The sequence below is a fragment of the Algibacter sp. Ld11 genome (assembly GCF_045066735.1).
Classification (GTDB): Bacteria; Bacteroidota; Bacteroidia; order Flavobacteriales; family Flavobacteriaceae; genus Algibacter.
The window spans coordinates 15721-28051 of sequence record NZ_JBISHH010000025.1 but is presented as its reverse complement, the minus strand read 5'-3'; the positions used below and the strand labels follow the sequence as shown (position 1 = coordinate 28051).

Here is a 12331-nt window from a genome sequence, read left to right as displayed (position 1 = left end):
TTATTTTTAATGGCTATTACTAAGTTTATCGATTTAAAACTCCTTGTTGTAATCAATTTCCAAAAACTCCCAACGTTTTTTGTAATCTTCGAGAGATTTTTTAAAAATTTTATAATCTTTATTAACTTTAGAAGTCCAACCTACTTCTGCATAAGCAGCAATTCTAGGAAACACCTGGTTGTTCATTTGCTGTACCGTAGGAATCCATTCACTCCACATTTGGCAACCCGAACCTAAAATTTTATCATGATATTTTTCATCTACACCTTCCGGAATAGGATCGAAGGAATAAGCTTTAGAAAGCGGTAAATTTTTATAATTATAATCTAAATAAGTCATGGAATGTAATGAATTCACAATATCGTAACCATTAGTAACCGCTTCATTAATAAGGTCTACGTTTCCTTTCCAAAAGTGCACAATAGCAGATTTAGCTAATTTCTGTTCCACCTCCACATCTGCATCTTCTTGCCATTCGTGTACATTAGCGCCTAGTATTTCATTCCACCCCATCATTCTATGGTTTTTACTTTCCATAAAACTTGACATTTGGTTGGTGAAAAATATTTGAAGATCTGCAGGAGAAGATAAACCTTCTTCTTTTATTTTATTTTGTATCATCTCTGAATTTTTCCAAACATCGAACATCACCTCATCTCCTCCAATATGGACAACATTACCAGGAAAAAGCTCGAATACCTCTTCAAGAACATCTGTTAGAAATTGATACACTTTTGGATCGGCTATATTGAAAGAATCGTCCAACTTACCAAAAAACTCAGGAACCTTAGTATTCGCGCCCAAAATCCCTAACCAAGGGTACGATGCTATCGCAGCCATGGCATGACCTGGCATTTCTATCTCAGGAACGATTAAAATTTGCCTTTCTTCAGCATAAGCAATAATATCTTTTATCTCTTCTTGTGTATAAAAACCTTGATGCGGATATCCATAGCGTTCATCACTTTTTCTAACAGATTGCGTGTCTTCTCTGTAACCGCCTACTTTAGTTAAATTAGGGTATTTTTTAATCTCAATTCTCCAACCTTGATCGTCTGTAAGATGCCAATGAAACACGTTCATTTTAAGCAACGCCATTTGGTCTAATAAATTTTTAACCACTTGTGAGCCCTTAAAATGTCGAGACTCATCGAGCATAAAAGAGCGCCATCCAAAACGTGGTTTATCTTTAATTTCTACTTGCGGAATTAATACTTTTTTATTCAATTGCTTAGAAAACTCGAAGTCACTAGGCAATAATTGCCTCAAAGATTGAATGCCATAAAACAAACCTGTATTTGATGATGCCTCAATTAAAACCTGCTTTTTAGAAGTTGTAAGATAGTACCCTTCATTTCCTAAAGACGTTTTCATTTCAGGATCTATTTTTAATACAACACCTCTTCCTTTTTGCTTAATCTTTGTTTTAGTTCCAAAAGCATCATCCAAAATAGCAGCTAAATAATCCGCTTGATTTCTAGATATTTCATCGGAGATAATAGCCGTTTTATTATTCAATTCATAAAAACCATCTCCAATAGACAGCTCCATAGGTCGTGGTATAATGTTAACTTGAGCATGGCTTGAAGCGATAAAAAAAAGAAGAAAAATATTAAGTATTTTAAACGTTTTCATAATAAATTTAGGCTTGAGTTTTAGCGATTAAATTATTTCTCATTGCTCTTTCTTTTGAAAAACAAAGTATAATTTTATTCGCACTAAGAATGAATAACAAATTTAGCATATTTTTCAACCTATGCAAACGTTTGCATAACTATTTTTAGCTATTAAAGATATTTATAAATTAAATTCATTTAATTTGTATTATTTTCAATGAAAACCTCAACATAATGTAAGTTTTTATTTTAACAGTAAAATACAGAACAACCTTAACAGCAAACGTTTGTTGTATTTAATATGAAGAACACTAGAATAACATTAAAAGATTTAGCTAAAGAATTAAACCTATCGCCTTCTACCATATCTAGAGCTTTAGCTAACAATCCTGCCATTAGTGATTCTACAAAAAAGAAGGTCCAAAAACGGGCTGAAGAATTAGGCTTTATACCTAACTCTATTGCTTCAAGTTTTAGAAAGAAAAAAACGCAAACTATAGGTGTTATTGTCCCTCGAATTGATATCCATTTCCACTCACTAGTTATAAGCGGCATTGAAGAGTTTGCATACAACAACGGCTATAATGTTACCATATTTCAATCTAAGGACTCGCTTAAAAGAGAAAAGGAAATTATAAAAATTCTTCAAAATAAAATGGTTGATGGGGTTATTGTATGCTTAGGTATAGAAACTAAAAACTGTGATCATTTTAAAAAAATCAATAAACTCGGTATTCCACTAGTTTTTTATGATCGTGTACCGACTGATTTTGATGCCAATAAAATAATTATAAACGATTTTGAATCGGCCTATTTAGCGACTGAACATCTTATTAAAAATGGTTGCAACCGAATTGGTCATATTTCTGGTAGACAAACCACTAACATATTTAAAGCACGTTTGGAAGGATATAAAGCAGCTCTGAAACATTACAAATTACCTATAGAGGAATCATTAATATTATTCACCAATAACCTTAGTTATGACGAAGGTGTAGCGTGTGCTGAAACATACTTAAAAAGCCCATTAAAACCAGACGGTATATTTTGTGCTAACGATTATACAGCAGTAAGTGTAATTCAAGTATTTAGAAAAGCCAAAATAAATATTCCCGAAGATGTTGCTATTGTTGGTTTTAGTAATTATCCTATTTCTAAAATTATAGAACCTCATTTAACAACTATTAATGACCGTGCTTTTCAAATGGGAGAAGCAGCCACCAAATTATTAATTCGCCAAATTGAAGAAAAGGATGAATCTATAGTATCTGAAACTATTACTTTAAAAACAGAACTGATAGTTCGTGAGTCTAGTACAAGGTAATAATTTCAGACCATATAGTTGTTTTGTTATTTTAATTTAGCCAATCGATCATAAAGTGTATGAACAGCTTGTACTCGTAATTTATTCTGTTCTTCTAGTTCTGCATCATAAAGAAATCCTTTATTAAGCGCTATAAATCTTTTGTCTAACTGCTTAGCATCTTCTAAAATAACATCTAATTCTTTAAGTAATATTGGCGCTTGCGACCTCGTAAAGTCCGGTGCATTATATTTAATATCTACCGCTTTAAAATCTAAATAATGCACTCTTAAATCGGCCATTAATTTGAACTGATTAAATTCTGCTTCATGGCGTTTCGGTTTTAATTTTACCAATTCGTCTCTAAGCACATTGTATTTAGCTTTAACTGCTGCCACGCTTTCACTTTTAGCTGGCTTTCCGTAGCTTACAAGTTCCGGTTCAGCTAATAAAAAATTCCAAAATTTTAATCCGTCTTTCTTGTTAAAACCAAACCTGTCTTTAGCATATTCTATTACAAAATCTTCAGGTTTTATAGGTGTTTTCAGGTTTATAGCTTCGGCATAACTTGCCATTAAAATTCTAAAACCAGATAATGGATATGTATTTCTAATTTGAACCATATCTACCACATCATAATTAACATCCCAAGTAAATCCATAAACGCCTGAAGTAGACCAAGAAGTTAAAACCATGCCTTCGTATCCTGCTTCTCTTGCATAAGGAATAAATTCTTTTTGGTTTTTAAAATGCGTTGCCCAATCTGTAACATACCAATTATCTGGATGCGACCTAATAGCGGGAGCACCCCAAAACGTAAAGCCCAACTCTTGAAGTTTGGGTATATCTCCAAAATGGTTTATTCGCCATCCATAATTCCAATCTATAAAAATAGTTTCTTTTGGTAAATCGGCTGCTGCTTCGGGGTGTTTCAAAATAATATCAGCCCACATCACTGGCTTTTTACCTAAGTCAATAACGAGTTCGGTTATCATCTTCATGTAATCTACAAATAATTTCGATTTCCCTTCTTCCTTTACCTTTAATTGACATTTTTCGCAGTGACCCAACAAATAAGTTTCATCGCCACCAATATGAATATAATCTGAATTATGAGTTTTTACCAAATCGGAAAACAAATCCTTAAAAAGCGCTTTACTTTCCATAGCTTCCATAGGGCATAATTGCGAAATGTCTTTTCTATCTTCTTTTAAGTTGTTATACCTCGAGTTTCTTAAAATGTACTCTACGTGCCCCAAACTTTGTTGCAAGGGAATCACTTTAATTCCTAAACTATCACAGTGTGCAATAAAATCTTTTACCTCTTGTGGTGTGTATGAGTATTTATTAGATATCACAGCATGTTTATCATAAGGATAAGTACCTTCCCACTCCATAACCAAGGTATTAATACCCATCTCGGAAAGCTCGTCCGCAAGCGTTTTAAGCGCCTCAGGCGTCATTACTTGTATACGAAGGTCCAAATGAAAACCTTTGACTTTAAAATCTTCGGTAGAAGCTACTGTTTGTGCATTAATATTAAACGAAGTAGTGAGCATAACACTTACTAGTAACAAATATTTTAATATATTTTTATAATTCATCATATCCTTATCTACAATTTATCTTAGAGCTTAAAGTTAATTTTTAATTATGCATTTTGTAACGACTCTACCCCTTTGTACGCTTTTTTATCAAAATAATAACTACAATCGGCATGCGTAGTAAGTATAGAAGCAGGACAAGCGGTGTTAACAGGCTCTGTAAGTGCATTTTTTACAGCATCACTTTTATTAGTTCCTAAAACCACACAAAACAAATGTTTACCTTTTAATAGCGTAGGTATGGTTAATGTTATTGCATTTTGAGGCACCTTTTCGAAAGACTCGAAACAACCATCATTAACTTGCTGTATGCGACATGCATCATCTAACTCTACGACTTTTACTATTTCTGGATCATTAAAATCGGCTACATGCGGATCGTTAAAGGCCAAATGCCCATTCTCTCCTATACCTAAACAAACAATATCAATAGGTCCTTCTTCTAACAAATTGGTGTACCTTTTTATCTCTTCTGAAACATTATTATTCACATTAATTGTGTTTTTATGTAAAGGCACTTTTGAAAAAATATTTTTTTCTAAATAAGAAGAAAATAATTGTGGTGAACTAGGTTCTAGCCCTATATATTCATCCATATGAAACGCGACTATCTTATTCCATGCAATCAATTTCGATTGTGTTAAGTACTCAAGCATAGAATCTTGAGATGGTGCTGCTGCAAATACTATCCGTATCTTTTCTTTTGTTTTTTGTAATTTAACGATACACGCTTCAACTGCTTTTCCTGCAGCAATACCTGTTGTTGTCTTATTAGAAAGAACATTTATATTCTGGTTAAAATCTAGCATTTTCTTTAAAAAAAATATTATCAAAACAAAGCGTAGGGGCTTCATTTAAGGTTAAAAAAATTCTGGCTAGTAAAGTTTAACCTCACCAGAATTTTATGTTTTACCAACTTATTTAAAACAATTATAAAACTTACAGTATTTCTACACGATCTATAATCATTTCTGCTGGCTCGTTATTTGTGGGTGCATTCCCTCTAAACAACCAAAGATTTATTTTTAATTTTTCATCATTTTCAGGAGGAATATCACTTCCTGTATATACCCATGTACTAATTACATCTTCTGTATTAGGTTGCAAAGTATGCCCATAGTAGCTGGCAAATTCTATACTACCCGCTTGCCAATTAAAAAAATGAGTTGATAAGTCGCTTTCCAAATTTAAATCGTAACGCGTTTTATTACCGACATTATCTGAAGGTTGAATTGCAAATTGAGAGTCCTGATTTTCAGACTGAGACCATTTAGAAAACTCTATATCGATCTCTTCATTATCGTTTTTATACGTAAAAAGTCCGCCCACCACATTTTCATCCAATTGGTCTACTCTACTCGCTACATAAAAAACATACTTTTTGTAACCTTGAGATAGACGTAGTGTGACTCCTGAACAGTACCAATAACCACCTTTTTGTATAATTTTTAAGTGTAATCGGCCTTCATCATCTACCCAAACATTATCTTCTGAATCTGAAAACAAATTAGGACCTGGGCCTTGTTTAGCATCATCGGAAGTCCTTACTATCCATTCATAACCCGAAAAATTAATGATTCGCGTTATGGGTTCAATGGGTTGAATGTTTTCATCCTTGGGTGAACTGCAAGAGCTAATGGCCAATAATATTATTACTATATAGTGCATAGGGCTATTAATTTTCATGTGTTAGACTACTAGCACTATTGCACTGTTATATTTATATTGAAAGTATCTAAAGTTGCTCCAGCTTTATCTTTTCCATCAACTATAATAGTATCTTCAGTTCCAGTACCGTTATTAATGTAAACCACATTCATGGCATCAATATCTTCTTGTGTAAAAGTTTCTCCAACTTGTAAAACACTTGCACCTCTAATTAACCAACCGTTTAGTGGTGCTTGTTGAATTGTAAAACTAACATCGGCCGGTATAGATCCAGAAACTTCTAAAACATCATTATTTAAAGCGTAAGCTTCTCCACTATTCACAATAAACCCTGTGTTTTTTTCGATTATTAAAGTTGTACCTCCAGAAGCATATCGTGCAATTAACATAGGCGCAAAGAATCCGCCAGTATTTTCTTTAGAATGGAACTCATCGGTTTCATCTTTACCAGCTTCTTGATCTACCATAAGCGAAATAAGCCCATTTTGATCTAAACCGTTATAATAATCAATGATATCAAATTCAAATTTATCTACTTTTGATGATGTTATTGTAGATATAGGTTCGGTGGTAGGAAAGTTAGCATTATCAAAAGTTAATCCCATTTCCGTCCATGAGGTGTCTTCTACATTATAAACATCTACATCGATTCCTTTTGCTGCTGTAAAACTTACTGCTAATTCAAGTTTTAAATCGACTATAACTCCTTCTTTTGTAAAATCTTCTAGGTTATACATTAGAAAAACCTTTCTGTCATAACCTCCACTACCAGTCACATTTTTTAATCTCATACGTACATCAGCACCATAATTACGTCCAGAATTACTTCCACCATTAACATAAGTATCTGCTATTGGAAATATAGTATCTCTTACTATATCGTCAGGCCCCTCTACACTTGTAGAACGTGCTGAAAAATAAACTATAGATGGTAAAATATGAATAACACCGTTGGTTGCTTTTAAATTGGAAGTAAAAATGCTCCATTGTTTATTGGTGCCTTCATTTACTAACCCCATATAACCACTAGTTCGTGATAAAAAAATGGTTTGACCATTTTCACTCATGTATGGCAACGGATTATTGCTTTCTGAAATATTTGGATCATCAAAAGATACCGTAGCATTTACCACATGATATTTTATAGTATTACGCAAAATTGGCACTGGCACTTCAGACAAATCTGTATATGCGTTATCCTCAAGATACTCTTCAAATGCCTGGTTTGAAGGTGCTATAAATGTTTTGTTAGCACTAGACTCGTACAAACTTTCTGTGTTTGTAAGTTTTATAGCTTCTTCAAAGAGGCTTAAAGAGTCTGTTGCTTGTATATATTCCCAAGCATTCACACCTAACGAAGCATTAGAGTTTGAATTCTGATATGAAAAATTCTCTTGAATTTCACAACTGTGAAACAAACTTGTTACGCCAGCAAATAAAACTGCCATAGTAACATATAAAATTGGTTTATTATTTTTCATTTTTTTTGAGTTTAAATTTTATTGAACAATAATGTTTCTTCAGATTATTTATAAAAATCATTCTGTTCTAAGCTAGGATTTCTATTTATCGCATCTTCATGAATAGGCCAAACAAGATTTGCCTCGTCACTTAATCCGTTAATTGGATTCATGGTGCTTATAGCTTTTCCGGTACGAACTAAATCGAACCAACGATGTCCTTCAAAAGATAATTCAATTAATCTTTCATGCAATATTGCAGATTCTAAATCACCATACAAGCCGTTTGCATCGGCTAGCGTTAATTCTGTAATGCCTGCTCTTTTTCTTATAGTATTTAATAAATCTAGAGCCTCAGTGGTTTCATTTAATTTATTATGAGCTTCTGCTTTTAAAAGCATAATGTCTGCTAACCTCACGAGAACAATATTATTAGCCGATGGGTCTGCACTTTCGTCGCTAAAACCTTCTCCAAAGAATTTCCATATTTTTCGTGGATTCTCTTCTGTAGTATCCCAAATAAGATCTTTTCTTAAATCGTCATCTTCAAACGTATCTCTAAAAGATTCACTTGGAAAATAATCACTATCAGCACCAATAGCATATAAAACACGTAAAGAATTGGTTTGCACATCATTATAACCTACTTCAAAAATACTTTCATTAGAGTATCCTGATGTAAATATTCTAGACCAATCGTTTATAGGCACTAATGAGTACAAACTATTGTCTATTACTTTTTCAGCAGATTCAACAGCATTTGCATATTCATTTCTCCACATGTACACTTGTGTAAGGAATGCGTGAGCTGCACCTTTAGTTAATAGAATTCTAGTATTATCTCCACCAAAATTATCTCTACAGTTTTCACTTGCGAAAATAAAATCTTCAACAATTTGATCAAGCACTAATTCTTGATCTGTTTTTGAAATAAAAAATTGTTGATCAACACTTTCGTAAGGTTCGGTAATTAATGGAACATCTCCCCATACTCTAACAGCATAGAAATAAGAGATTGCTCTTAAGGCTCTAGCTTGAGCAATAAGCTGTAAGCTAAATTCACTTTCACCAGCAAAGACACCTGGTATATATTTAATAGCGTAATTTGCACGACTAATAGTTTCATAAATATTATTCCAACTAGCAGATGAAATATCTTGACTAAGTGTGTTTTGTTGTAACGCTAATGGATTGCCAGAATGATTTGTATTTACTGCATCGGCACGCCCCTCTCCCCAATAAGAAAAGTTAACTCGGAATGTAGATTGTAATGCATCATAAATACCATAAACACCGGCCTGAGCATCACTAGATGTTTGATAAAATCCTTGACCAGAAAAACTACTTACTGGATCCTTTTCTAAAACTTGTTCTGAACAGGATACCGCAAGACAAGCAAGAAGCCCTATTCCTATAATATTTTTTATGTATTTCATAATATTTTTATTTTAAAATCCAATATTTAAACCTAACATGATGGTACGACTTTGCGGGTAAGACCCCTCGTCTACACCTTCTCTTAAACCACTATAAGAATTAACATCAGGATCGAAACCTGTATATTTTGTCCAAGTAATAACATTAAGTGCAGAAGCGTAAACTTCCACCTTTCTTAGGCCTAGATTAGACACTACAGCATCAGGAAAATTATACTTTAAATTTATATTTTTAAGTTTTATATAAGATCCATCTTCAACCCAACGGCTTTGAATTCTACTATCCGATTGTAAAGGATCGTCTTGAACAGGCTTTGGAAAATCTGTAACATCACCTTGTTCTCTCCATCTATTTAATGCGTCTGTAGATAAGTTGTTATACCTTACAATAGAATTTCGTTGATGATTTATCTCACTATATATATCGTTTCCGTAAGAAAACTGAAAAAACACACCTAAACTAATGCCTTTATAAGAGAAGTTATTTGTAATCCCTCCAAAGAAATCTGGAGTAGCATCTCCAATAACTTGTCTGTCATTATTATCAATAATATTATTACCATCAACATCTTCCCAAATAGGATCTCCACCTTCAAACACAGCACCTAAAGCACCGTTGGTAACTTGATTAACGTTGTCTTCATCTCGTGAGTAAACGCCATTAAATTTCCAACCATAAAACGTTCCTATTGGACTGCCTTCTTGTAAAATATGGTAGCTACCGTTTTGAATAAAACCATTTGTTAATAAATCTTCAGGTAGCTCTGTAATTTGGTTGCGGTTAGAACTGATATTAAATCCAGTATCCCATTTAAATTCACCAACTAAATTACGTGAGTTAAGCGATAATTCTATCCCTTTATTTTCAATACTCCCAATGTTTTGCGTTACATAAGAAAACCCTGTTGTTCTTGGTATTGGAACATTATAAAGTAAATCTTCGGTAACTTTTAAATATACATCTGCATTGAATGTTATTCTATTTTTTAAGAAAGACAAATCTAAACCAGCATTATATTGTGTTGTTGTTTCCCATGATAAACCAGAGTTTGGCATTACTGATGGCGCAGCTCCAGAAAAATCTAAATAATTAGCACCAACAGCAAACTCTCCTTGTGCGGTATAGTTACCAATAGACTCATTACCTGTTTGCCCAACACTTAAACGTATTTTGGCATCATTTACAACTTCTATATTCTTAAAGAAATTCTCGTCTGAAAAACGCCACGCTAAAGAAGCCGATGGAAAATACCCAAATCTTTTATCTTCACCAAACCTTGAAGAGCCATCTGCACGAAGGTTTGCTTCAAACAAATATTTCCCTTTATAATCATAAGACAATCTTCCAAAATAAGATAGTAATGAATGTTCTGTTGTAATGTTTACATCTTGATTAGAAATAGTTCCTGCTCCATTTAAGGTTGTTATATTATCGCTAGAAAAGAACATACCATCTAATCCCGTTCTTTCATATTGCCAATTTTGAAAACTCATACCGGCTAGAGCTCCAAAATTATGATTTTCTCCAAACTGTTTATCCAATGTTAAAAAGGTTTCATTACCCCAAGTTAAATTATTTATAGCACGAACCTCACCGCTGTTGTAACCTGCTCGATAATCTAGTGTAGAGGGAAGAAATTTATCTTCTTTCATAGAAACATAATCTAAATTAATGTTACTACGCAGCTTTAGTCCTTCTACAATATTATATTCAACATATTGATTTCCTATAATACGATTACTTTTATTAAGGTTTGTGGCAAGCTCTGCTAAACCAACTGGATTTCTTCTTCCAAATTGATACCCATTATATGAACCATCTGGTAGGTATATTGCAAAAGTTGGAGGACGCACTAATAATTCTCTAATAATACTTAGGTTATTAGCACCCGCAGCATTAATTCGTTTATTAACGCCATTTGTGTAAGATATACTTTGACCAAAAGTAAATTTGTCCGAAACTTTAAAATCAACATTTAAACGAGACGTAACTCTTTGGTAATTTGAATTTAAAATAATTCCATCCTGATCTAAAAAAGAAGAACTCCACGAATACTTAACATCATCTGTTCCACCACGTACGGCAAAATCTATTTTATGCTGAGGTGCAATTCTAAGCACTTCATCTTGCCAATCTACATCTCCACTATTTCTAGGGTTTAGAGAATCGATAACAATAGCATTAGGTTGTGTTGGGTTATCCATATTTCTATAAGAATCAATAACCGCATCCCTATATTGGCTCGCGTTTAAAACACTTAATTTACGCGTTAAACTACTAATACCAGTCGAAATATTAACATCTACTTGTGCTTTACCCGATTTTCCACGTTTCGTGGTTATTAAAACTACACCGTTTGCAGCTCGGGAACCATAAATAGCTGTAGACGCTGCATCTTTCAATATCTCAATAGATTGAATATCATTTGGATTAATATCCGCTAACGGATTTAAACCAAAATTTTCTGTACCATTTAAGGTTGATAAGGAATTGGATTCTATTGGAACACCATCAACAACATAAAGCGGTGTATTTCCAGAGTTTAAAGACGAATTCCCTCTCACCTTTATAGACATCCCTCCTCCTGGAGCACCTGAATTAGAAACAACTTGAACTCCAGCAGCTCTACCTTGTATTGCAGATATAGGATCTTGTAAATTAGATTCGCTAATATCGTCACTACTTATAGAAACTATAGAACCCGTTAAATTTCTTTTCTTTTTAACGCCATAACCAACTATTACCAACTCATCAAGTTCATCAACGGCGGGAGATAAAGCGACGTTAATTTCTTTTTCGCTACCAATTTTAAGTTCCATATCAACATATCCTAAATATGTGAACAGTAAAACATCGTTAGGAGAAACATCTCCTATACTATAAACACCACTCATATCTGATGATACGCCTCTAATTGAGCCTTTTAGAATAATATTTACTCCAAACAAAGACTCTCCTGTTATTTCATCGGTAATCTTACCGGAAACAGTCATATTCTGAGAATACATATGAGCTGTAGAGAAACAAATAGCAAGCAACGCCAAAATTGTTTTACTCTTCCATTTCCATAGACCGAGAAAAGGTTTTTTCGTTAGTTTTTTCATGAATTAAAATTTGTTATTGAGAATTAGTTTTTCAAATATAGCTAAAATTAGACTCAATGCAAACGTTTGCATAAAATATTTTAACAATAATCTTAACATTTAACACGATAAAATCAATAAACTGTGCCAATAATTCATA

Annotated in this window: 8 protein-coding genes; 1 reads left to right on the top strand and 7 read right to left on the bottom strand. The window is 33.2% G+C overall.

The window, feature by feature from the left end; genetic code table 11:
* Positions 1–33 precede the first annotated feature (33 nt).
* On the bottom strand, positions 34–1635 hold the full coding sequence (locus tag ACJJV4_RS13940) for a beta-N-acetylhexosaminidase (protein ID WP_405295472.1): 1602 nt from the start codon (positions 1633–1635) through the stop codon (positions 34–36).
* Positions 1636–1917: 282 nt separating this feature from the next.
* Here ACJJV4_RS13940 and ACJJV4_RS13935 point away from each other — a divergent pair, with 282 nt between their 5' ends.
* A complete protein-coding gene (locus ACJJV4_RS13935; protein ID WP_405295470.1) occupies positions 1918–2940 on the top strand; it encodes a LacI family DNA-binding transcriptional regulator in 1023 nt (340 codons plus the stop codon).
* Between the two features lie 26 nt (positions 2941–2966).
* Here the strand turns inward: ACJJV4_RS13935 and ACJJV4_RS13930 are convergent, their stop codons facing one another.
* From ACJJV4_RS13930 to ACJJV4_RS13905, 6 genes are all read right to left on the bottom strand, one after another.
* Positions 2967–4526 (bottom strand): family 20 glycosylhydrolase, encoded by a 1560-nt coding sequence (locus ACJJV4_RS13930; RefSeq protein ID WP_405295468.1) that lies wholly within the window; start codon positions 4524–4526, stop codon positions 2967–2969.
* A 44-nt stretch (positions 4527–4570) separates the two neighbouring features.
* On the bottom strand, positions 4571–5332 hold the full coding sequence (locus ACJJV4_RS13925; protein ID WP_405295466.1) for a 6-phosphogluconolactonase: 762 nt from the start codon (positions 5330–5332) through the stop codon (positions 4571–4573).
* Positions 5333–5462: 130 nt separating this feature from the next.
* The gene (locus ACJJV4_RS13920) at positions 5463–6209 is read right to left on the bottom strand and encodes a glycoside hydrolase family 16 protein (protein ID WP_405295464.1); all 747 of its coding nucleotides are present in this window, start codon (positions 6207–6209) and stop codon (positions 5463–5465) included.
* A gap of 17 nt (positions 6210–6226) precedes the next feature.
* On the bottom strand, positions 6227–7672 hold the full coding sequence (locus ACJJV4_RS13915) for a DNRLRE domain-containing protein (RefSeq protein ID WP_405295462.1): 1446 nt from the start codon (positions 7670–7672) through the stop codon (positions 6227–6229).
* A gap of 44 nt (positions 7673–7716) precedes the next feature.
* Entirely contained in the window at positions 7717–9087 is a 1371-nt protein-coding gene (locus ACJJV4_RS13910; RefSeq protein ID WP_159020884.1) for a RagB/SusD family nutrient uptake outer membrane protein, read from the bottom strand.
* A 12-nt stretch (positions 9088–9099) separates the two neighbouring features.
* The gene (locus ACJJV4_RS13905) at positions 9100–12192 is read right to left on the bottom strand and encodes a SusC/RagA family TonB-linked outer membrane protein (protein WP_405295460.1); all 3093 of its coding nucleotides are present in this window, start codon (positions 12190–12192) and stop codon (positions 9100–9102) included.
* Positions 12193–12331 lie beyond the last annotated feature (139 nt).

Excerpts from the sequence above, each read along its gene's own strand:
- ACJJV4_RS13940 (WP_405295472.1), bottom strand. The coding sequence starts at position 1,635 with ATGAAAACGTTTAAAATACTTAATATTTTTCTTCTTTTTTTTATCGCT.
- ACJJV4_RS13935 (WP_405295470.1), top strand. The coding sequence starts at position 1,918 with ATGAAGAACACTAGAATAACATTAAAAGATTTAGCTAAAGAATTAAAC.
- ACJJV4_RS13930 (WP_405295468.1), bottom strand. The coding sequence starts at position 4,526 with ATGATGAATTATAAAAATATATTAAAATATTTGTTACTAGTAAGTGTT.
- ACJJV4_RS13925 (WP_405295466.1), bottom strand. The coding sequence starts at position 5,332 with ATGCTAGATTTTAACCAGAATATAAATGTTCTTTCTAATAAGACAACA.
- ACJJV4_RS13920 (WP_405295464.1), bottom strand. The coding sequence starts at position 6,209 with ATGAAAATTAATAGCCCTATGCACTATATAGTAATAATATTATTGGCC.
- ACJJV4_RS13915 (WP_405295462.1), bottom strand. The coding sequence starts at position 7,672 with ATGAAAAATAATAAACCAATTTTATATGTTACTATGGCAGTTTTATTT.
- ACJJV4_RS13910 (WP_159020884.1), bottom strand. The coding sequence starts at position 9,087 with ATGAAATACATAAAAAATATTATAGGAATAGGGCTTCTTGCTTGTCTT.
- ACJJV4_RS13905 (WP_405295460.1), bottom strand. The coding sequence starts at position 12,192 with ATGAAAAAACTAACGAAAAAACCTTTTCTCGGTCTATGGAAATGGAAG.